The 22108-nt window shown below is 40.3% G+C and carries 18 protein-coding genes; 12 read left to right on the top strand and 6 right to left on the bottom strand.

Translation table 11 applies throughout. The features are described 5' to 3' along the window. Positions 1–93 precede the first annotated feature (93 nt). The 3 genes from PYV58_RS03265 to PYV58_RS03275 all read right to left on the bottom strand — a co-directional run bounded on the left by PYV58_RS03265 (position 94) and on the right by PYV58_RS03275 (position 5385). On the bottom strand, positions 94–2481 hold the full coding sequence (locus PYV58_RS03265; RefSeq protein ID WP_004817779.1) for a glucose/quinate/shikimate family membrane-bound PQQ-dependent dehydrogenase: 2388 nt from the start codon (positions 2479–2481) through the stop codon (positions 94–96). Between the two features lie 153 nt (positions 2482–2634). Beyond that, positions 2635–3888, bottom strand: coding sequence for a carbohydrate porin (locus PYV58_RS03270; RefSeq protein WP_034614592.1), 1254 nt, complete (start codon positions 3886–3888; stop codon positions 2635–2637). 378 nt (positions 3889–4266) lie between these two features. Further along, positions 4267–5385 (bottom strand): CaiB/BaiF CoA-transferase family protein, encoded by a 1119-nt coding sequence (locus tag PYV58_RS03275; RefSeq protein WP_034614632.1) that lies wholly within the window; start codon positions 5383–5385, stop codon positions 4267–4269. Between the two features lie 211 nt (positions 5386–5596). Here PYV58_RS03275 and PYV58_RS03280 point away from each other — a divergent pair, with 211 nt between their 5' ends. From PYV58_RS03280 to PYV58_RS03310, 7 genes are all read left to right on the top strand, one after another. After that, positions 5597–6607, top strand: coding sequence for an AraC family transcriptional regulator (locus PYV58_RS03280; RefSeq protein WP_004724010.1), 1011 nt, complete (start codon positions 5597–5599; stop codon positions 6605–6607). Between the two features lie 147 nt (positions 6608–6754). Further along, positions 6755–7216 carry a GNAT family N-acetyltransferase gene (locus PYV58_RS03285; RefSeq protein ID WP_004817773.1) on the top strand — a complete coding sequence of 154 codons (462 nt, stop codon included), beginning with the start codon at positions 6755–6757 and terminating at the stop codon, positions 7214–7216. 123 nt (positions 7217–7339) lie between these two features. Then, positions 7340–7858, top strand: coding sequence for a GNAT family N-acetyltransferase (locus tag PYV58_RS03290; protein WP_034614595.1), 519 nt, complete (start codon positions 7340–7342; stop codon positions 7856–7858). 153 nt (positions 7859–8011) lie between these two features. After that, positions 8012–9217, top strand: a complete 1206-nt coding sequence (locus tag PYV58_RS03295) for an acetyl-CoA C-acetyltransferase (RefSeq protein WP_056513993.1) — start codon at positions 8012–8014, stop codon at positions 9215–9217. 11 nt (positions 9218–9228) lie between these two features. Then, positions 9229–11361 carry a 3-hydroxyacyl-CoA dehydrogenase NAD-binding domain-containing protein gene (locus PYV58_RS03300; protein ID WP_034614601.1) on the top strand — a complete coding sequence of 711 codons (2133 nt, stop codon included), beginning with the start codon at positions 9229–9231 and terminating at the stop codon, positions 11359–11361. A gap of 219 nt (positions 11362–11580) precedes the next feature. Then, positions 11581–11958, top strand: coding sequence for a DUF805 domain-containing protein (locus PYV58_RS03305; protein WP_004817765.1), 378 nt, complete (start codon positions 11581–11583; stop codon positions 11956–11958). Between the two features lie 213 nt (positions 11959–12171). Then, positions 12172–13167, top strand: coding sequence for a DUF2804 domain-containing protein (locus PYV58_RS03310; RefSeq protein WP_034614604.1), 996 nt, complete (start codon positions 12172–12174; stop codon positions 13165–13167). Between the two features lie 29 nt (positions 13168–13196). On the opposite strand, the gene PYV58_RS03315 is transcribed toward PYV58_RS03310, so the two are convergent. Together PYV58_RS03315 and PYV58_RS03320 are read right to left on the bottom strand one after the other, a co-directional pair. Continuing rightward, positions 13197–14072: a metal-dependent hydrolase gene (locus PYV58_RS03315; RefSeq protein ID WP_034614606.1), complete on the bottom strand. Its 876-nt coding sequence runs from the start codon at positions 14070–14072 to the stop codon at positions 13197–13199. Positions 14073–14143: 71 nt separating this feature from the next. Next, complete coding sequence (locus tag PYV58_RS03320; RefSeq protein WP_004723993.1) at positions 14144–15019, bottom strand: metal-dependent hydrolase; 876 nt, start codon at positions 15017–15019, stop codon at positions 14144–14146. Positions 15020–15173: 154 nt separating this feature from the next. Between PYV58_RS03320 and PYV58_RS03325 the strand changes: the two genes are divergently transcribed. Continuing rightward, on the top strand, positions 15174–16208 hold the full coding sequence (locus PYV58_RS03325) for an AraC family transcriptional regulator (protein ID WP_034614608.1): 1035 nt from the start codon (positions 15174–15176) through the stop codon (positions 16206–16208). A 158-nt stretch (positions 16209–16366) separates the two neighbouring features. Here the strand turns inward: PYV58_RS03325 and PYV58_RS03330 are convergent, their stop codons facing one another. Beyond that, positions 16367–17698, bottom strand: a complete 1332-nt coding sequence (locus PYV58_RS03330) for a Na+/H+ antiporter NhaC family protein (protein ID WP_004817755.1) — start codon at positions 17696–17698, stop codon at positions 16367–16369. Positions 17699–18119: 421 nt separating this feature from the next. Here PYV58_RS03330 and trpA point away from each other — a divergent pair, with 421 nt between their 5' ends. From trpA to PYV58_RS03350, 4 genes are read left to right on the top strand one after another with little or no spacing between them, the layout of a single operon-like run. Beyond that, positions 18120–18923, top strand: a complete 804-nt coding sequence (gene trpA / locus PYV58_RS03335) for a tryptophan synthase subunit alpha (protein WP_004723986.1) — start codon at positions 18120–18122, stop codon at positions 18921–18923. After that, a complete protein-coding gene (gene accD, locus PYV58_RS03340) occupies positions 18920–19816 on the top strand; it encodes an acetyl-CoA carboxylase, carboxyltransferase subunit beta (protein ID WP_004723984.1) in 897 nt (298 codons plus the stop codon). The genes trpA and accD overlap by 4 nt, the downstream gene beginning before the upstream one ends. Then, positions 19813–21102, top strand: a complete 1290-nt coding sequence (gene folC, locus PYV58_RS03345) for a bifunctional tetrahydrofolate synthase/dihydrofolate synthase (RefSeq protein WP_034614610.1) — start codon at positions 19813–19815, stop codon at positions 21100–21102. Before accD ends, folC begins: the two co-directional genes overlap by 4 nt. Beyond that, positions 21093–22103 (top strand): SPOR domain-containing protein, encoded by a 1011-nt coding sequence (locus tag PYV58_RS03350; RefSeq protein WP_034614613.1) that lies wholly within the window; start codon positions 21093–21095, stop codon positions 22101–22103. Before folC ends, PYV58_RS03350 begins: the two co-directional genes overlap by 10 nt. Positions 22104–22108: the final 5 nt, after the last annotated feature.

The raw sequence follows: 22108 nt of genomic DNA on the forward strand, positions 1-22108 counted from the left end.
AAGCAGATTCACTTTTATACAAGGGTATGGGTTTAGATAAAGCAATAAAAAACAGGTCATCAAGACCTGTTTTTTATTTACCTCAATTTAAGATTATTTATCTGGTAATGCATAAGCAACGATTGAGTCACCCATTTTGGTACCAAATGAACCGTGACCACCCGCCATGATCACAACGTATTGTTTACCATTGCTTTCATAGGTCATCGGTGTTGCTTGCCCACCCGCAGGTAGACGACCTTTCCACAGCTCATCACCATTGCTGACATTGATTGCTCGGATGTAATCATCTTGAGTCGCACCAATGAACATCACATTACCCGCAGTTGAGATCGAACCACCTAACATTGGCACACCCATTTTAAATGGTGGCAATGGAATACCAGGCATACTGTCACGAATTGTACCAATACGACGTTTCCAAGCAACATCATGCGTTTTCAAATCTACACCAGCAACATAACCCCATGCAGGTTGTTTACATGGTAAGCCAAATGGTGAAAGGAATGCACTGATTTCAACACCGTAAGGAACGCCATACATAGGTTGAACACCCGCTTCTGTACCTGCACCTTTGGCTGTTTGTTTACGGTTCGGATCAGCAGGAATCAATCGACTGACAAAAGGTAGGCCAATTGGATTCATAACTGCGATTTGACGATCAGGGTTAAGTGATAAACCACCCCATTCAAATACACCCAAGTTACCAGGGAAAACTAAAGTTCCGTTTTCTGAAGGTGGGGTATAAATACCGTCATAATTTAACTTGTGGAATGACACACGACAAATTAACTGGTCAAACATGGTTGCGCCCCACATTTGTTTATCCGTTAATTTTTCTTGAGGTGCTAAGTTAAAGTCTGAGAACGGCTGTGTTGGAGAATAGAATTCACCTTTAGTTTGCGGACCACGTTTTACACTTTGTGGTACTGGACGTTCGTTAATCGGTACAATTGCTTTACCGTTACGGCGGTCTAAAACAAAGGCATTACCTGTTTTAGTCAATACATAGATTGCTGGAACAGTTTGCCCAGTTTTATCTTTGATATCCGCTAAGGTTGGTTGTGATGGTACATCCATATCCCATAAATCATGGTGAGTTGTTTGGAAGTTCCAGATCAATTTACCCGTTGTTGCATTGATTGCTAACATTGAGTTTGCATAACGTTCATGCAGTTTTGTGCGGTTACCACCCCAAATATCTGGCGTACCTACACCTGTTGGTACATAAACGATATCGAGTTTTGCATCATATGCAAGTGGAGCCCATGCATTCGGTGAGTTTTGGACATATTTCTGACCAGGACCCGGAATCTGATTTGGATTTTCAGCACCTGTGTCAAATACCCAAAGCAATGCACCTGTATTTACATCATAACCACGGATAACACCAGAAGGCTCTTGAGTAGAATAGTTATCTGTCGTTGAACCACCAATGATAATTGTGGTGCCTGTGACTACAGGTGGTGATGTTGGAATATAACCACCCGGATAAGGGAATGGCATGTCCTTTTGTAAATCAACTTCACCGTTATGACCGAAGTCAGAACATGCTTTACCTGTTTCAGCATTTACCGCAACGATACGACCATCATTGACTGGTAAAATAACTTTACGCGGGCATTCGGTAGACGAAGATTTTTTCGCTTGTAAACTTGCTGCGAAACCAACGGTATTATCTGCATCGTAATAAGAAACACCACGACAAGTTAAATGTTGGAAGGTATTATCAGCTTTGAGTTTTGGATCAAATACCCATTTCTCTTTACCTGTAGAAGGATCAAGAGAAACCAATTTTTGGTGGGTAGTACACAGGTACATGTTATTCCCGATTTTAATCGGTGTGACCTGATTGGTTGTTTCGCCTGAATCATTTTCAGTTTTGAATTCACCTGTACGATAGGTCCAAGCAACTTTAAGATCTTTAACGTTCTCTGAGTTGATTTGGTTCAACGGAGAATAACGTAAACCGGATTGAGTCCGACCATAAGCCGGCCAGTCTGCATCCGCAATACCATCAATCGCTGCTGGCGTTGGCTGTTTACTGGTTAAAGTCCCACGAATTTCTTGTGGATCATTAAAGATAGAATAAGCCATAACCGCAATGGTGATCGCCAATGTACCTGAAAGTGCAATTTTAGCACCTTTGGCGTCGAAACCACGTGTTACTGCTGGAATGAGTAGCCATAAGCCAAACACACCTAAAATATCTAAACGTGGTGCAAGCGCGAAGAAGTCTGAACCGACTTCCCATAGTCCCCAGACAACTGTGCCGAGTACTAATGCTGCATAAACGTATAAAGCAGAACTATTTAATTTGCGTAATAAGATTGCTGTTGCAATGAAAAGTATCCCGGCAATGATGTAGTACCAAGACCCACCCAGTACTGCCAGCCATACTCCGCCGCCTAATAGAACTACACCGAAAACAATTGCAATCACAACTGTTAGGGTTCTGAGTCCTGAAGATGGAGTTTGCATATTGACCACCTATCTATTTGATTAATTTTTTACGCTTTACCTTTCCATTGAGGATTGATGAAGCACATTGTTTAAATTTTTAGATTTTAAATATTTCGATGCGAGGGGAGAGAAAGGGTTAAAATGGCATCGAAATATTTATGATCTATAACACTAGAATGCAGTTTGGAATTTAATACCGCCAACCCATGCATTTTCACCATCTTTATATGCACCAACATGGCGAATATATTGCACATTTGGACGGATCGTCAGCCAATTTGTTGCATGTACACCGTAGTAAATTTCAGTGTTGTACTCTTCATCTTGTTGACGAATTTGAGTGTTTTTCACATCATTGTTGATGCTGATACGAGAAAAACCAATGGCGACATCATCTTGAGGACGCGCATCGAAAGGACCTTTATAGACCAATCCAATATTTTGCATATTGTCGACAGTGTTTGTGTCTGAGTCATGAAGGGTTAAATTAATGAAACCCGTTAAGCCGCGACGTGCATCACCGTGATGTGCTGTAAGTTGTTGCTTGGCAACCAGCCATCCACCTTGTTTATGATCTGTTTCATTCGGATTTTTAATGCGTTGTGCATCGACAGTACTGTAGTAATAGCCCAAACGATATTCGCCTGGTAATTTTGCAGCACTGAGTTTTGGTTGCCAAACCACTTCCGCAGGAATAATTGCACCATGTGAGCCGTTTGTACTTAAGTTAAATCCCTTGCCACGTTCTAAGTTTTCAGGATTGTATTCATAAGCACCGACTTGAGCATATAAATCAGGTTGGATGTTATATTTAACCCGCGCAGCCCATTGGCTAACAGGCCAGTTATACCATTGGTCGCCTACCCAGTTACCCACTTGAGAGCCACAAAGTGCAAGGTTTTGAAAATCACAGTCAAAGCTGTTAAAATCCTCGCCTTCGCCAAAACGGCCCACTTTAATATCTAGTTTTTGATCAAAGAATTTTTTCTTAATCCAAAAATCAGTTAAGCGCCAAGTTTGACCACGCCCCCAAACTTCTTGGGTTGAGCTGAGTTGTCCTGCAAGGGCATCAGAGGTTTGCGACAATGAACGACCATTACGTTCAGTGATGGTGATTTGGGCTTCAGTGTCTTTCCATCCAAGCACTTTTTCCAAGTCTACATGACTACCAATCGCAAACTGATCTGCATACTCAGTTCCATGGCTTGAATGGTTTTTTGAATCTAATAAGGTGGCTAATTCGCCGGTATAGCCGAAGCTGAAGTCATAACCTTTTTGTTGGAGCTCGGTTCTTTTTCCGTTCCAATCACCAAACATCCATGGGCTTTCTGCATTAAATGCTTCAGCTGCATGAGCACTTTGAAAAGAACTACATAAAGATAATAAGCTGATAGCCCAATAAAAGTGACCTTTAGATTTATTCATATTTGGTGACCTTGATAACACTTTGTAACTAATTATTTATAATACTCTCATATTTGTATAAAAATCTATTATTTTTGACTTTTAATTGTAATTAATGTGAGTATTTTATCTCATGGTGATAATTTTTTAATAAATGAATATTTGCTTTATGGCTGTTTTTGGTCAATTTAATCTATTGTTTTTAAACTACTAAATTTTATTTAAAAATTAATTGAAAAACGATGGATTAAAATTGATCTGAAAAGATCAGCTTACCTGTGTAACCTATTTAGAATTAAGATTACACAGGATGCTGAGGTTACAAATTATACAAATTGTAAAGAAGATGACAGAATTGTAATTTTATTTAACTTGAATTGTGTTGTATTAAATGGGCAATTACCATGTCCCTTCACCCAGTTGTTGGCCAATATAGTGATATTGCATTTGTGATCTTGAAAACTTAATTGGACAGGCTAACTGAGGTTCAGTTTGATCAGAATTAGGCTTCAATGGCACATTGACCACCCAATTACGTTGTTGAGAAATTTGGGATTGCAGTGCTTCATCTAAACTCAGTACGGGTTCTACGCAAACGTCCAGTTGTTCAAACAGTTGATTCCATTCAGCCAGATTTTTACTTTTAATTTTATCTCGAATCGCTTGCTTGACCATTTGACGATCTTCAGTATCGAAAGAAGCACCTTTTTGTAGAAGGATTGGCAATTCTAACGCGCTTGCCAGTCCAGTCATAAATTGTGGCTCTAAGCTACCAATAGATAAGTAACGAGCATCGGCTGTTTCATAATAATCATAAAAGGTCCCGCCATTAAGTTGTTCTGATTCACGTTGCTGCTGTTGACCACCCGCCAAACTGGCTGCGGCTGCCATATTATTGAGTCCAACCACACAATCGGTCATGGAAATATCAATATATTGTCCCAGACCACTATTTTGGCGTTCAACTACAGCAGCAAGAATACCGATGACAGCATGTAAGGAACCACCTGCCACATCTGCGATTTGAATCCCCATCGGCGGTGGTCCACTGTCTTGGCGACCACAGTGTCCCGCGATACCAGACAGGGCAATATAGTTAATATCATGTCCAGCTTTATCTTTATATGAGCCTGTTTGGCCATAACCCGTAATTGAACAGTAAATTAAACGTGGGTTAATTTCAGCCAAAGTTTGATAATCCAAACCCAAACGTTGCATTACCCCTGGACGAAATTGTTCAACGACAATATCAAACTCAGAAATCTTCTGTTTAACTTGCTCAATGCTGGCAGGATCTTTTAAATCTAAAGTGACGGATTGTTTATTTCGGTTGAGATAACTGTGTGAAGTCGCTTGTCCATTGGCATAAGGCGGGAACAAGCGCACCAGATCTGGACGCGTTGGCGATTCAATATGGATCACTTCTGCACCTAGGTCTGCAAGGTATAAAGTTGCAAATGGACCGGGTAATAAAGTGGAAAAATCGAGTACTTTCAATCCCTTTAAAGCTGTTGTCATAATTGTTTTTACCAATACTGTCTTGATTTTACACCCATAATAGAAATATAAAATTAACAAAACAATGTCATGTTCAGCCATTTACCTTGATCATTTCGGCAATTTATGATGTAAAAAGGTGATCTGCACTGTTGTAAATCGCCAATAAAACATTTTTTAGCGTCATTTAGGTCAATTGTTAGTGAACATCAAAGAGAGTGAAGGATTTACCATGAGTCGTGATACGATCAGTATCCATTTTGTGAATGCCGCCTTAACAGGTGTGAAGCGTCTAGGAATGGACGTTGACACCTTACTTTCACATGTTGGCATAGAAGCAGAATTACTTCGCCAACCTAAAGCACGTATTTCACCAGAGCAATATACACGTTTTGTGAAAATGCTGTGGATGGTGACCCAAGATGAACATGTTGGCTTTGATATCCAACCTCGTCGTTTGGGATCTTTTGCCATCATGTGCCAATTGATTATCCACGCTAAAACTTTGGGTGATGCTTTAGAGTTATCATCACAATTTTATAAATTATTTGGGGACGAATGGTCGGTCGCGGTTGAACGTGATAAACATGAAGCGCGTTTAGTGCCATTGATTCCAAAAACCATGGATCCTGATCATTTTATTACTGAAAGTATGTTGATGATTTGGCATGGTTTAGCTTCATGGTTAATTGAACGTCGTATTCCTTTAGAACGGGTACATTTTGGTTACCCGCGTCCAAATCATGCAGATGAGTATGATGCGCTGTTCTTTGCACCTGTGATGCAATTTGATATGCCACGTACTGAAATTACTTTTGCCGCAGACTATTTGGATTTACCGATTCGTCAGGATGAAGCAAGTTTAGAAGAGTTTTTAAAAGCTGCGCCTGCTCAGCTTTTGGTGAAATTCAAAAATACCAATTCTTTAACTTCGCGTATTCGTGAAGTCTTAAAGAGTCAAATTGGTGAAGAAATGCCAACCTTAAATGATGTGGCCTCAATGTTGTATTTATCACCACAAACCTTGCGCCGCCGTTTAGCTGCAGAAGGTAAGAGTTACCAAGGTGTTAAAGATGCCTTACGTCGAGATGCTGCAATTCATTTGTTATTAAATCCGGATTTAACCTTGGAAGATGTAGCACAACAAGTGGGCTTTAGTGAAACCAGTACCTTCCATCGCGCATTTAAAAAATGGACAGGGGTTACCCCAGGGCTTTATCGTCAATTGCATGGTTATCATTAATCAAACATAGATGAATTTAAAAGTATTTTTGCTGATCCTAAGCCCAAGTGATACTTGGGCTTTTTTATGCCTGATCATTTCAGCTAAAATTTCTTGTAAGATATAAGCGATAAAGCGAAAGAATTTTCAAGAATAGGGTGTTAAAAAATGATTAGACTTGCTGAGTTTGATGATGTGCAAGTACAAGATTTACTCAGAATTCATTTACATGGTATGCATGAAAACTCACCGATTGAGCATAGTTTTGCATTAGATCTAACTGCGTTACAACAACCCGAAATTAGCTTTTTTACCCTTTGGGAACAAAATGAACTTTTAGCTTGTGGTGCAATTCAAGAGTTGTCATCTACACATGCTGAATTAAAGTCTATGCGGACACATCCCAAACATTTACGTAAAGGTGCTGCAACAGAAATGCTGAAACATCTTTTATTGATTGCACAACAACGTGAATACCAAAAATTGAGTTTGGAAACGGGAACACACTCATCTTTTGAACCTGCAATTTGCTTGTATAAAAAATTTGGCTTTATCAAAGGTGCTTCTTTTTCAGAATATCAAGAGTCTGATTTCAATCAGTTCTATCATTTAGATTTATCCACTCAATAGCGCATTGAATAATCTTCGCTATGATTGTGATGATTGTGAAAAAAGAGAATATCGGACCTGCTTATTTTAGGTTTGAGCTAAGTTGTTAGATGCTATTTAAAATATTTTTGACTGGATATATAGATGACATGTTTGATTAGAAAAATTGATCCCTCAGATATAGCGCAACTGATCGAAATAGAAAAATCTGCTACACAAGCATTTTCAAGTATTCCCGAGTTATCTTGGCTGGTTGAAAGCCCCGTATTGTCAGCACAAGATCACTTACAATTGATTTCTTCTGCTTATGCATTTGTCGCGATTAATCAAAAGAATCAAGCTACAGGTTTTTTATATGCAGAAAGACAAGCGCTTGATTTATATATTATCGAGTTAGATGTGAGTGGCGCATTTCAAAAACAAGGGATTGGTCGGCAATTGATTGAATATGTGATTGCTACTGCTCAGGGAGAGGGCTGTGATGCTGTGACCTTAACCACCTTTCATGATGTGATTTGGAATCGACCATTTTATGAAAAATTAGGCTTTGAAAAGATCAATGCGCTTGAGATGCCTCTCTATCTTGAGCATAAACTTGAGCATGAAGTTGCATGTGGTTTTTCTCGTAACAGCAGATGTGCAATGAGATTGGCACTTAATTGAAATACGTGATTTGTTTTCGTTTTGCCATTCAGAACGAACCAACCAATTGACAAAAAATATCAATTGACTATTTCGTTCTCGTCATTGAACTCTCAACTTTATAACGTACACTCAAAGCAGATAACAACCTAGAAGTCATAAGAAGGAACAGCTATGAGCGAGGCTTACATCATTGATGCCATTCGCACACCACGCGGAAAAGGAAAAAAAGATGGTTCACTGTATGAAGTGAAACCAATTACATTATTAACCACATTGCTCAATGAATTGAAAGATCGTCATCAGCTTGATACTTCAAAAGTAGACGATATCGTACTGGGTTGTGTAACACCAATTGCCGATCAAGGCGGTGATATTGCTAAAACTGCTGCAATTGCGGCAGGTTGGGACAATGATGTTGCCGGTGTGCAAATCAACCGTTTCTGTGCTTCAGGTCTTGAAGCTGTCAATATGGCTGCACAAAAAGTACGTTCAGGCTGGGAAGATATTGTTGTTGCTGGTGGCGTAGAGTCTATGTCACGTATTCCAATGGGTTCTGATGGTGGGCCTTGGGCACTGGATCCTGAAACAAATTTAAAATCACATTTTGTTCCTCAAGGGATTGGCGCGGATTTAATTGCCACGCTCGATGGCTATAGCCGTACAGATGTGGATGAGTTTGCTGCCAACTCACAACGTAAAGCTGCTGCTGCACAGGCCGCGGGACGCTTTGATCAGTCTGTGGTTGCGGTTAAAGATAAAGCTGGTGTTACAATTCTTGACAAAGATGAATTCATTAAACCGACCACAACTGCTGAAGGCTTGGCTAAACTCAATCCAAGTTTTGAAATGATGGGTGGAATGGGCTTTGATGCGATTGCATTACAACAATATCCAGAAGCGCAAAAAATTAACCATGTACATCATGCTGGAAACTCATCGGGCATCGTAGATGGCGCAGCTGTGGTGCTGATTGCTTCTGAAAAAGCAGTCAAAGAGCAAGGCTTAAAACCTCGTGCAAAAGTGTTGGCAACGGCATTGGTTGGAACAGATCCAACCATCATGCTCACAGGTCCTGCACCTGCTGCGCGTAAGGCGCTGGCAAAAGCAGGTCTCACTATTGACGATATTGACCTCTTTGAAGTGAATGAAGCCTTTGCATCTGTGGTGATGCGTTTTATGACTGAACTTAAAGTTCCTGCTGAAAAGGTCAATGTAAATGGGGGCGCGATTGCAATGGGGCACCCATTGGGCGCAACAGGTGCAATGATTCTTGGTACGCTACTTGATGAATTAGAACGTCAGGGTAAAAAACGTGGTCTAGCAACATTGTGTGTAGGTGGTGGCATGGGTATTGCGACCATTATTGAGTTGGTATAAGGAGAATAATAATGAGTGCAATTCAATATGAAAAAAATGCGGATGGCATTGTTATTTTAACGATGGACTCTCCAAACCAGTCTGCAAATACCATGAACGCTGATTTTCGTGTGGCTTTAGAAAATGTTGTGTCTAAACTTAAATCTGAAACCGATTTAAAAGGTGTGATTTATCGCTCTGCGAAAAAAACTTTTTTTGCCGGCGGTGATCTGGATGAGCTGATTGAGGCAACGCCAGAACATGCCACTGAATTCTTTAATATGACTGCCAAGCTAAAAGGTGATCTTCGTACGATTGATACCTTAGGTGTTCCTGTGGTTGCGGCGATTAATGGTACAGCGCTAGGTGGTGGTTGGGAAATTGCGTTAAGTTGCCATTATCGTATTGCTTTAAATGATCCTAAAACCAAATTAGGTTTGCCAGAAGTAACACTGGGCTTACTTCCCGGTGGTGGTGGTGTGGTGCGTATGGTGCGCCTGCTGGGTTTACAAAATGCATTCCCATTCCTTATGGAAGGTAAGCAATTTGGGGTAGATAAAGCCAAGTCTCTAGGTTTGGTCAATGAGCTTGCGGATAGCGAGCAAGACATGCTGGACAAAGCGATTGCTTGGATCAAAGCCAATCCAAAATCTCAACAGCCTTATGATGTGAAAGGTTATAAAATTCCGGGTGGCGATCCTAAAACACCTGCGGTTGCTCAGATTCTGGCAATTGCACCTGCAATGTTGCGTGATAAAACCAAGGGCTGTTATCCAGCGCCTGAAGCGATCATGGCCGCTGCAGTTGAAGGTGCCCAAGTTGATGTAGATACCGCTTTCCGTATAGAGGGGCGTTACTTTACTTATCTTGCAACAGGGCAAGTTGCCAAGAATATGATTGGAACATTCTGGCATGGTTTGAATGCAATTAAAGCAGGTGCAAGTCGTCCTAAAAATATTGCCAAGTGGCAAGCGACCAAAGTGGGTGTACTTGGTGCAGGCATGATGGGCGCGGGTATTGCATATTCGACAGCAATCAAAGGCATTCAAGTTGTGCTAAAAGATGTCTCTGTGGAAAATGCTGAAAAAGGTAAAGCCTATAGCCAAAAACTATTGGATAAACGTGTTTCGCAAGGTCGTATGAGCGCGGAAAAGCGTGATCAAGTTTTAAGTTTAATTACTGCAACGGCTTCTGCAGAAGACTTAAAAGGCTGTGATTTGATTATCGAAGCTGTATTTGAAAATCAAGAATTAAAAGCCAAAGTGACTCAAGAAGCGGAACAATTTCTTGCCAATAATGGTGTCATGGCGTCAAATACATCAACATTACCGATCACGGGTTTAGCCAAAGCCTCTAAAGATGATACGCATTTTATTGGTCTACATTTCTTTAGTCCTGTCGATAAAATGCAATTGGTTGAAATCATCAAAGGTAAAAATACCTCTGCTGAAACCTTAGCAAAAGCCTATGACTATGTGCAACAAATTGGCAAAACACCAATTGTGGTCAATGATAGCCGTGGTTTCTTCACCAGCCGTGTGTTTGGTACATTTGTGCAAGAAGGTCTACGTTTATTGCACGAGGGTGTACATCCTGCACGTATTGAGATGGCAGCACTAAAAGCAGGTATGCCTGTTGGCCCATTGGCGATTCAAGATGAAGTGGCATTAACGCTTTCTGAGCATGTGGCCAAAGAAACTCGTAAAGCCCTTCAGGCTGAAGGTAAGGATTTACCGCTTTCAGGTGCTGATGATGTTATTGAAACCATGATTCACACCTTTGAACGTAAAGGCAAGGCTGCGGGTGCTGGTTTCTATGAGTATCCTGAAGGTGGCAAAAAGCATCTTTGGGATGGCTTAAGCCACTGGAAGAAAGATGTTGATATTTCTGAACAAGAAATGATTGACCGTTTCCTATTTGTTCAGGCTTTAGATACCTTACGTTGCTATGAAGAACATGTCTTGGAATCTGTGATTGATGCCAATATCGGTTCGATTTTTGGTATTGGCTTTGCACCGTGGACGGGTGGTGCGATTCAATTCTTAAATCAGTATGGTTTAGAAAAAGCTTTGCTTCGAGCGAACTCGCTTGAAGCAAAATATGGCGAACGTTTTAAAGCACCGCAAAAGTTAATTGATCAAATTCCACATGGAAAGATTATCTGATTTTTATATATTGCTTTAAAAATTGTAGATGAATGTCTCAAGCATAGATTAGACAATGATTTGCACAGAAAGAGGTCAAGGACCTCTTTCTTTTTTCGAATAGATTTTGCTTTTTACAGAATAAAAGTGTATGAAAAATATGCAAAACCAGTTAATATCTGGCTACAGCTTTAGTACAAAAAATGTCAGTAACACTTATAAAATAAAGAGAGAAAAGCAATGTCACAAAATAAAACCGAAGATCAATATAATGCGATTGATTGGTTTAAAAAATGTTTAAGTAATTATGCCAATTTTTCTGGGCGTGCTCGCCGTAAAGAATATTGGTTCTTTGTATTGGTACAGTTTGCTGTGCTGATCATTGCAGCAATTATTGACTCAATCATTTTTAAGAAACCATCTGTATTGTATTTTATTAGTGCATTAGCGCTGATCGTGCCTTCAATTTCAGCTGCTGCTCGACGTTTACATGATACGGGAAGAACAGGTTGGTGGTACTTGATTGCTTTTGTTCCTTTTGGCGCTTTTGTTTTAATTTACTGGTTAGCTTCAGATACCAAACCTGAAACAAATCAGTGGGGTGGTCCTGCAAAGTAATTTTTGCAGATTAAAAAATAGGGCATTCGCCCTATTTTTTATGAATTAAATCAAGGTTATATTTTATCTGTCGAACGAATGCGCTAAAGGTTAGATTGTGATAAAAGTGGATTGATTTGGTGTGTGATGGTGTTGCTAAATTTGAAAAAATAGCAATAATCGAAGGACCGACTAAAGTCTGATACTTCCCTTATAAAAGGATTGGGAATTCACATGGATTTAATACAAAGCAATGGTCAACCCCGTTATGGGCGTTTTAAAGATGTGCCGAGTAAGATTAATGTTAATCAATATATCTACAAAACCCCGTATGGCAAAGTATTAACAGGTTGGCGTAAACATTTAAAATATAAAAAGTTTAAATTTTGTGGTATCCAGCATGAACACTATTCTATCGGTATCGCAATTGCCGATATTGGTTGGGCAGGACATGGCTTTATTTATGTCTATGACCATTCAACGAATGACGTTTTAGAATGGAATGCCAATACGATCTTAGGGCGAGGGACAAGCTTAGATGAGCAGCCTTTGTATAGCCAAAGTCACTTTAATAAATCACCTTTTGAATTTGAAATGCAACATGCCAATGGTGTGCGTTATATACGGGCAACTCGAAATGGTGAAGAGCAGTTAAAAGCCCGCATTTTTTGTGCAGGAACAGAGCCTTTAAGCTTATGCAGTCCCAATGGTATTAATGGTTGGACCTATACGCAAAAGAAAACCACCTTGGCTGTAGAAGGCTTCTTTATCAATAAAGATAAAGCGCGTATAGATTTTAATGAAAAAACTTTGGCATCTCTCGATGACACCTGTGGATTTTTAAGACCCGAAACAGCATGGTTTTGGTTATCGTGTAACTTTTGGGATACGCAAGGAAACCGTATAGGCTTAAACCTCGCTTCGGGTGTAAATGAGAGTTTTGGCAATGAAAATTGTTTGTGGGTCAATGGTGTTCTATATGCAGTTGCCGATGTACTGTTTGAAAAGTTAGATGCAAACCTGTGGTCAATTCGCTCTTTAGACCAGAAATTAAATCTGACAGTAGAAACCGGCTGGCGGAGATTTGAAAACTTAAATTTACGTTTGGTGGGGAGTCAGTTTAGCCAATGGCAATCACGCATTAGTGGTACGGTCGAATCTGAAGTGGGTGAGTGTATTCAGTTAGATCAAGCCTATGGCTTGTTGGAACAGCATTACGCGAAATGGTAAGGCTGTTCTTATTTAAAGCTTTTTTAACCTTATAAAGCAGCCTTCCAAAATGCTTCACCTGCTTGAATCGGATCATTGGTTTTGGCCAAAACATCGACCCAAACCTGATATTGTCGAATCACAGGATGTTGGCTCGGATGAAAATCAGGCTTAAACCAATCTAAGTATTGTTCACGCATTGCTGATAATTTACCGTGTTTGCCAAAAAACCATGGAATACCTTTGAGTGCAAATTGAACACGTTGCAAACGACTGAATCCATCGTATTTGAGCATGACATTGGCACGGTAAAAGGTAAATCCAAACATTTGTAAAGTGACAAAGGCAAGCGCAAATTTACGCAAGTTTTCAGGAACTTCTCCAACCTCTTTCATGACATCAAAAGCGACATCTCGATGTTCCATTTCTTCGATTGAATGCCAAGCAAATAGAGCACGAACAAAAGGATGGACCTCCGCTAAAGTCTCTTGTTTACTGTAAAAAGTTTCTGCCATTAATGCGGTAAGATGTTCTGCTGCGGCAGTCATGGCAATGTTGTACTGTTTGGAACGATGTTTCAGTATATGCTCGAAATGTGCACCCATAAATTTTACAAACTGATCAACAGGCATGCCTTGGTGCAGCATTTCTTCATTCATTTTGTCATGTGCAATACCGTGCTGTGCTTCCTGTCGAATAAAATCCGTGACACGTTGCTGTAAATCTGGATCGGTGATTTTGTCACGCAGTGCCCGAACACTTTGAATGAAATATCTTTCCCCTACAGGAAAGGTCAAACTCAGTGCATCAAACATACGGGTACGAAAAGGGTCATTATCAAACCAAAAGCGTGGAACTTCATTCAATCTAAAATCTAAATTGCTGCGAACCACAGGATCAACTTGGTGTTTTACATATGCATTCATTGTTTTATTTCTCGCATTATTCAGTTCAAATCCCTATTCAGGATAGAACTGATCGGTTTATATCAAGACAGCTATAGCCCAGCCTGCCAAAATGCTTCACCTGCTTGAATAGGATCATTGGTTTCAGCCATCGTATCGACCCAAACTTGATATTGTCGAATTACAGGGTGTTGGCTCGGATGAAAATCTTTTTTAAACCAGTCTAAATATTCATTTTTCATTGCAGATAAAATCCCTTTTTTACCGAAGAACCAAGGCAATCCTTGCGTTGCCATTTTTAAACGTTCTATACGGCTGAATCCATCATGTTTAAGCATGATATTGGCACGGTAGAGGGTAAAGTTGAACATCATTATGGTGGTAAAGGCTAAAGCAAATCGACGTAAGTTGTCAGGGACCTCACCGACTTGTTGCATCACATCAAAGGCCACATCTCGATGTTCCATTTCTTCAATAGAATGCCACGCCAGTAAGGCCCGGACATAAGGGTGTGCTTCAGATAAGGTTGCTTTATGGCGGTAAAATGTTTCTGCCATCAAAGCGGTGAGATGTTCAGCAGCAGCTGTCATCGCAATATTGTATTGAGGCGAGCGTTGGCTCAATTCAAATTTAAAAATCTTACTTAAAAGTTGGATAAATTGATCGACAGGCATGCCTTGATCTTTCATAACCTGATTCATTTTGTCATGCGCAATACCATGTTGGGCTTCTTGACGAATAAAATCAGCAACACGTTGTTGTAAATCTGGATCGGTGATTTTGTCACGGAAGAGTCGGACACTTTCTATGAAATAGCGTTCACCATCTGGGAAGGTCAGACTGAGTGCGTCAAATAGTCGTGTGCGGAATGGATCTCCACCAAACCAGAAGCGCGGCACTTCCTCAAGTTTAAAGTTGAGCTTGGTTCGAACCACTGGATCGACCTGATATGTAACTAATGCATTCATTTTATTTTACTTGCATCACTGTTGATGATTTCAGTATGTCGGGATTTTGCAAGTTTGTTTTGACAGATATTGCCATTTTTTATACATTTTACGACAAAATGAAAATTTGCAATGTCAATTTTCTAAGTTAAAGGATTAAAAAGAGTGCAAGACGATGCAGGAATTACAGATCCCAAATGGTTATTTTCATCTCTGGCAGATGTATCTGTCTGAACGAGGGATTGATCTTGCGACGCTTGATTTCTTACAAGCGGATGAAAAAAAACATTTAATTGGAATTTTGTCACAGCCGATTGATACACAATCTTCCTATTTCTTCTTTCATCAACTGATTGAAAAAACCAAACAAGCGCTAGATTGCCCTCAGATCGTGTTTGAAATGGCAGAATATGTGCGACCTGAGCATTTTGGTGTTTTGGGCTATATGGCATCACGAAGTACAACCGTGGCAGAAGCTTTACAAAATATTATGCGCTTTAGCCGTTTGGTGATTGATGGTGACGAAGTTATTCCAATGCAAATGCAGCTCAAGGGAGAATATGTACATTTAATTTGGCCCTTTCATCATGAAAAATATATTCTTATTAATGAATTTACCAATGCGTTAATGATGCATCTCGCGCGTAAAATTGTACCGCCAAATCAATTTCCATTGCATGCGGTGCATTTTGCTCATGCACCACAGATGGCAATCTATCATTATCAAAAGTTCTACGGCTGTGAAGTCTCTTTCCATCAACCGCAATATAGTTTTGTCTTAGCCTCAGCAGGTTTAAATTTAAAAATCCAACAGGCAGATCCATCCTTAATGCAGCTTTTGGTCAAACAAGCAGAGGAGGCTATTGCGTCTAAACCTCGCTATGAAACCATTGCTCAACGCTTACATTTGATTGTGGCAGAATATTTAAAGTTAAAACAACACGCCCCAAAAATCGAAGAACTTACTCAAGAACTTCATATATCCACACGGACTTTACAACGACAGTTAAGTGACTTACAGACATCGTTTAAGAAAATTGTAGAGATTGAACGGATGAAGCGTTGTGAGTTTTTATTGGAAAGCCACATGCCGTTCAGTGAAATAGCGATGCAGTTAGGTTATTCAGATCAGTCAGCTTTAACCAGAGCATATAAGGCCTTTAGTGGGCAAACCCTGCTCGAGAAAAAACAACAGTTGAAGTCATCGTGAAAAACAGTGAAAAGAAAGTATACTTTAAAAACCAAATACTTAGATAGTGTTGCTGCTATCTAAGTGTTTGGTATGATTGTGATTTTTTAATTTATGCTCAAAACACAGGTTGATCTGATTGTTGAATTGGTTTTTTAAAACCATGATTCAGCATGATTTCAAGTTGTCTTTAACTTGGGAAATCTAAATACGATTGCCAAGACTGCAAATATTGCCAATACCCAACAATAATAAATCGAACCAATCAGCTCAACAGGGGACAGTTTGGCAATTGAGCATGCAAGTAATAGTTGTGCACCGTATGGAATCAAGCCCTGAACTACACAAGAGAAAATATCCATAAATGCGGCTGCACGTTTGGGATCAACAGCATATTCTTTGGCAACTTCTCGTGCCATGTCTCCAGATAAGATGATGGCAACCGTATTATTTGCGACAAACACATTCGAGAAAACCACAAGGAAGCTAATTCCAATTTCTCCCGCGCGTTGTTGACCGATTTTAAATCGACGGGTTAAGGCGTAAATACGTTGAATTAACCATTCTAAACCGCCTTCTTTTTGCATAATGGCAGATAAACCACCTAAGAACATAGAAAGTAAGGCAACCTCAAACATACCCACAAAGCCATCATAAATAGCGGCATTGTATTTAAGTAGGGTAAATTCAGGATTTTCAATGATGCCAAGACAACCTGAAAGTACTATTCCGATGGTCAGTACTGCAAGTACATGTAAACGTGTAAATGCTAAAAAGAACACGATTACATAAGGCAAAATAAGCCATAAGTTATAACTTTTATATTCAATAGTTTGCGCATGATGACTGGTCAAAATGTAAATCAATATGGTGATAATCGCAGCAGGCAGTGCAATCCAGATATTCACTCGAAATTTGTCACGCAGTTCTACATTTAGACTTCGAGTTGCTGCAATGGTGGTGTCTGAAATCATGGATAAGTTATCACCAAACATTGCCCCACTGACCACAGCACCAATTGCATAAATGGGCTGAATATCCGTTGCTTGAGAAAAACCAAAAGCAATCGGCGCACATGCAGCAATGGTTCCCATCGATGTTCCCATTGCCGTGGCAATAAAGGCAGAAATGATGAAAAGCATCGGCAGGACAAATTCAGATGGAATAATCGATAAACCAAATTGAACAGTGGAGTCCACACTACCGATGGCACTGGTTACGCTGGCAAAGGCACCTGCAAGCATAAAGACCATAAACATCAAAATTAAATTGGGATGGCTTGCACCATGCAAAAATGTTTCTATAGCGGCATTGATTTTCCCTCTATACAGCAGGATGGCTAAAATAATTGCAGGAAGAGCAGCAATAGGGGCTTTCACTTGATAAAAAGCAAACTCAGTACCAATGATCGTGTGATAAATACCACTGCCTAAAAAAATGGCTAAAAAAACAATAAGCGGCAAGAGCGCAAGCACGCTGGCTTGCACTTTAGCCTGAGAATGTGTGGTCATAAGAGGAGATAAAAAATCAGAATCCTGACTAGTATAAACAGCTTTTGCAATTTCTGAAAAATAATTAAGTGATGTAGGTGATAGGGTGTTTGGCTGTAGAGTGATGATTTAACTTTATTTTTTACTCATAATGATATTTTTTTACAAGCTTGAAAATAGGTAGCTTTGATCATTGTCCTCAACTTGAAAATAGCGCTAAATGTATCCATGGGTTGTTTTATTATTGGTGATATAAAACAAGATACGCGAGAGCGACTATGTGACTCTATCCTTTGAGTAAAAAATAGCGTTACAATGCAGTGTCTTGTATTTATACATTTGGATGATTAAACCGGAAATAAATCCATTTTGAATTTATTTACTGGTGTTTAATGATCTAAAAACTCCTCAAGTTTGAACAATTCAAGGAATGTACAATCCTATGTCACGTTTAGCCACTCGTTTTGCACAGCTTAAATCTCAACAGCGTAAGGCTTTGGTTTCTTATGTTATGGCGGGTGATCCTCAACCACATGTAACCGTACCATTGTTACATCAAATGGTTGCAGCAGGCGTAGACGTAGTTGAACTTGGATTGCCATTTTCCGATCCTATGGCAGATGGTCCAGTGATTGCACTTGCAGCAGAGCGCGCTTTAGCTGCGGGTACCAATACCTTTGATGCCTTGAATATGGTTAAAGAATTTCGCCAAAAAGACACAACAACGCCAGTTGTTTTAATGGGGTATTTAAACCCTGTTGAAGTGATTGGTTATGAAAAGTTTGTGGCTTATGCGAATGACTGTGGTGTTGATGGCGTACTTCTTGTGGATTTACCACCTGAAGAAGCACAAGATTTAGATGAAGTATTGCAAAAGTACAATATGGATCAAATCTTCTTGCTTGCACCAACCTCTACCGATGAACGTATTCAGCATGTAGTGAAACAAGCAAGTGGCTTTATTTACTATGTGTCTCTAAAAGGCGTAACGGGTGCAGCAACATTGGATACAACGGAAGTTGCAGCACGTATTGAAAAAATCAAAACCTTTACCGATATTCCAGTTGGGGTAGGTTTTGGGATTAGTGATGCCGCTTCTGCAAAAGCAGTAGGTCAAGTTGCTGATGCAGTGATTGTCGGAAGTGCTTTTGTCAAACCATTTGCAAATCTTGCACCAGAACAAGCTGTTGAAGCAGCAGTGAATAAAGTCAAGGAGCTTCGAGCCGCGCTCGATGAGTTAGTATGAATCAAGAAGTGAAATCAGGGAAAATCCTCAGCGCAACAACGCCGTGGACAGATCGTACAGTTCCAGGCATTCATATGCCTGACCAACAACAAACACTCAAAGCGACGTTTACAGAACCAACCATTGAGTGCCCTGAATGTCATGCACTCGTGACTCGTACTGCAATGTCTTTCAATGCTTATGTTTGTCCATCATGTGATGAACATTTGAAAATGAAAGCACGTGATCGTTTAAATTGGTTTTTTGATAATGTGACCACTGAACTTGGTCAAGAATTTGCTGCAAAAGATCCTTTACATTTTGTAGACAGCAAGCCTTATCCAGAGCGTATTAAAGAAGCGCAGGAAAAAACAGGTGAAACTGAAGCCCTTGTGGTGATGCAAGGTCAAGTTAAAAATATTGCAATGGTTGCATGCGCATTTGAATTCGACTTTATGGCTGGATCAATGGGTACTGTGGTCGGTGACCGTTTTGTACAAGCTGCTGAAAAAGCGATTAAAGACAAGCAACCACTGATTTGTTTTGCTGCTTCAGGTGGTGCTCGTATGCAGGAAGGTATGTTGTCTTTGATGCAAATGGCGCGAACCTCTGCGGCGATTCAAAAAATCAAAGATGCGCATCTTCCGTATATCGTGGTATTAACCCATCCAGTGTATGGTGGTGTAACAGCATCATTGGCAATGTTAGGTGATGTACATATTGCTGAACCTAAAGCGATGATCGGTTTCGCGGGTAAACGTGTGATTGAACAAACAGTACGTGAGAAGCTGGAAGAACCGTTCCAACGTGCGGAATTTTTGCTTGATCATGGTGTAATCGATCAAATTGTTCATCGTCACGCATTACGTGATACTGTATATCGTATTGTAGCGAAACTGATGAATTTGCCTTGAACAACCAAACAGCACCTTTAAATACTGATGATTTACAAACATGGCTCGATTATTGGAGCCATGTTCACGTTACAGGGATTGATTTAGGCTTAGAGCGCGTGATTCCTGTGGCAGAACAACTCGGGGTGATTAACCCAAAAGCCAAAGTGATTACCGTTGCTGGAACAAATGGCAAAGGTTCAACCACAACAACTCTCGCTGCGATTTTGAATGCGCAAGGGTTGAATGTTGGTTTATACCAGTCTCCACATATTTATCGTTTTAATGAACGGGTTAAGCTGGCTGGACAAGAAGTTAATGATCAAACTTTGATTGATGCTTTTGTTGCGGTTGATCAAGCCCGCCGTATTTGTAACTTATCTTTATCTTTTTTTGAAGCCACGACTTTGGCTGCATTTGTTATTTTTAAACAAAAACAATGTGATGTTTGGGTACTTGAAGTCGGTCTTGGTGGTCGTTTGGATGTGGTCAATGTGATTGATCCAGATGTGGCTGTGATTACCAATATTGGTTTAGATCATACCGATTGGCTGGGCGATACGATTGAAAAAATTGCTTATGAAAAAGCCGGTATTATCCGAGCAAATATCCCTGTTATTTTTGCCGGCGCACAAGATATACCACAAGCGATACAACATAAAGTACAAGAAACCAATGCCACGCTGTATGCGTTAAACCATGACTATTTTTATGACAACTCAGAAGATGGTCAATCTTGGAATTTTGCAAGTTCAGGAACGACGTTAAAACTTCCTTTGGGACATTTGGCACTGGAAAATATTTCTACGGCTGTCGCTGCAATTTTGGTGAGCGGTTTAACGGTTTCACAACAGGCGATTTCGCAAGGTATTCAGAACGCACAATTGTCAGGGCGCTTTGAAATTAGAAAAATACACGATAAAACAGTAATTTTTGATGCGGGACACAATCCGCATGGTGTAGAATTTTTGTTAAAGCAATTGCGAAAATTCCTAGAATACAATAAACAGTACACAGAAGTTGTCTCTGTTTTTTCAATGTTGTCCGACAAAGATGTAGATTCTGTGGTCAAGTTGTTGAAAAATACTGTATTAAAGTGGAAAATTGCACCGTTAACTGTGCCTCGTGCGGCATCATTGGAACAATTACAAACTGCTTTACAGCATGAGACAGTTGAACAGTTTGATTGTGTACAAGCAGCATTTCAATCAGCGCTTGCAGAAACCAATAATAATCAGCTGATTTTGGTGTGTGGTTCATTCCATACCTTAGAAGCGGTCTGGGAGTATTTAGACGAATGTCAATGAATAACAAACAACGCTGGATGGGTGGTGTTGTTTTATTAAGTGGTGGTGTTCTATTGGCGGCATTGCTTCTAAAAGGTAAAGAAGAAATCCACCAAAGCCAAGCAGAGACACAGCCGACAAGCCAAGCTCAGCAAAATAAAGCGACACCTGCAGGTGAGCCTGTACAATTGCAGCCATTGACTGTCGATGTTGCGACTGAAAAACGTCTGTTAGAAGAGCAGAAGCGTGCCCGTGAAAAAGCGGTTGCTGAACAAGAAGCAAAAGCAGCAGATTTTTTACGTACGCAACAACAGGCAGAAGCAGATGCTGCACGTAAAGCAGCTGAAGAGTATGCCGCTGCAAATGCAAGACGTGGTGCAGCTGCTGCGGCAGCACAGGAAGGGGCAGATATTCCTCCTGAGCTGGTACAGGATGAAAAAGCCAAAGCACAACAGAAAGCAGCAGAGCAGAAAAAACTTGAACAGCAAAATGCTCAATTAAAGCAAAAAGCTGATGCTGAAAAAAAGTTAGCTGAGCAGAAGCGTCAAGCTACCGCAGAAGCAGATAAAAAAGCCGCTGAAGAAAAGAAACGTAAATTAGAAGAACAACAAAAAGCAGATGAAAAACGTAAGCTAGATGCGGAAAAGAAAGCCGCTGCTGAGAAAAAGCAAGCGGAAGACAAGAAAGCAGAAGCGGATAAAAAGCACAAAGCACAAGAAGAAGCAAAGAAAAAAGCGGAAGCTGAAAAAGCACGTGATTTGCTTGAAAATGGTGATAAGCAATGGATGGTACAAGTTGCGCTTGCCGCCAATGAAGCCAATGCAGATGCTGTCGCTGCTAAACTACGTGCCAAGGGCTACAAAGTGACCAAGAGTCCAACCTCAAAAGGTATTCGTATTATGGTTGGACCATCGAAAGATCGAGAGACAGCGGATTCAGCACGTAAGAAGATCAATTCTGATGCGAGTCTAGGCATGAAGTCGGCTTGGGTAATCGAGTGGGTACCTCTAGACCGACGTTAAACGCT

Source organism: Acinetobacter sp. TAC-1 (genome assembly GCF_029025845.1).
GTDB lineage: Bacteria > Pseudomonadota > Gammaproteobacteria > Pseudomonadales > Moraxellaceae > Acinetobacter > Acinetobacter guillouiae.

Excerpts from the sequence above, each read along its gene's own strand:
- PYV58_RS03265 (WP_004817779.1), bottom strand. The coding sequence starts at position 2,481 with ATGCAAACTCCATCTTCAGGACTCAGAACCCTAACAGTTGTGATTGCA.
- PYV58_RS03270 (WP_034614592.1), bottom strand. The coding sequence starts at position 3,888 with ATGAATAAATCTAAAGGTCACTTTTATTGGGCTATCAGCTTATTATCT.
- PYV58_RS03275 (WP_034614632.1), bottom strand. The coding sequence starts at position 5,385 with ATGACAACAGCTTTAAAGGGATTGAAAGTACTCGATTTTTCCACTTTA.
- PYV58_RS03280 (WP_004724010.1), top strand. The coding sequence starts at position 5,597 with ATGAGTCGTGATACGATCAGTATCCATTTTGTGAATGCCGCCTTAACA.
- PYV58_RS03285 (WP_004817773.1), top strand. The coding sequence starts at position 6,755 with ATGATTAGACTTGCTGAGTTTGATGATGTGCAAGTACAAGATTTACTC.
- PYV58_RS03290 (WP_034614595.1), top strand. The coding sequence starts at position 7,340 with ATGACATGTTTGATTAGAAAAATTGATCCCTCAGATATAGCGCAACTG.
- PYV58_RS03295 (WP_056513993.1), top strand. The coding sequence starts at position 8,012 with ATGAGCGAGGCTTACATCATTGATGCCATTCGCACACCACGCGGAAAA.
- PYV58_RS03300 (WP_034614601.1), top strand. The coding sequence starts at position 9,229 with ATGAGTGCAATTCAATATGAAAAAAATGCGGATGGCATTGTTATTTTA.
- PYV58_RS03305 (WP_004817765.1), top strand. The coding sequence starts at position 11,581 with ATGTCACAAAATAAAACCGAAGATCAATATAATGCGATTGATTGGTTT.
- PYV58_RS03310 (WP_034614604.1), top strand. The coding sequence starts at position 12,172 with ATGGATTTAATACAAAGCAATGGTCAACCCCGTTATGGGCGTTTTAAA.
- PYV58_RS03315 (WP_034614606.1), bottom strand. The coding sequence starts at position 14,072 with ATGAATGCATATGTAAAACACCAAGTTGATCCTGTGGTTCGCAGCAAT.
- PYV58_RS03320 (WP_004723993.1), bottom strand. The coding sequence starts at position 15,019 with ATGAATGCATTAGTTACATATCAGGTCGATCCAGTGGTTCGAACCAAG.
- PYV58_RS03325 (WP_034614608.1), top strand. The coding sequence starts at position 15,174 with ATGCAGGAATTACAGATCCCAAATGGTTATTTTCATCTCTGGCAGATG.
- PYV58_RS03330 (WP_004817755.1), bottom strand. The coding sequence starts at position 17,698 with ATGACCACACATTCTCAGGCTAAAGTGCAAGCCAGCGTGCTTGCGCTC.
- trpA (WP_004723986.1), top strand. The coding sequence starts at position 18,120 with ATGTCACGTTTAGCCACTCGTTTTGCACAGCTTAAATCTCAACAGCGT.
- accD (WP_004723984.1), top strand. The coding sequence starts at position 18,920 with ATGAATCAAGAAGTGAAATCAGGGAAAATCCTCAGCGCAACAACGCCG.
- PYV58_RS03350 (WP_034614613.1), top strand. The coding sequence starts at position 21,093 with ATGTCAATGAATAACAAACAACGCTGGATGGGTGGTGTTGTTTTATTA.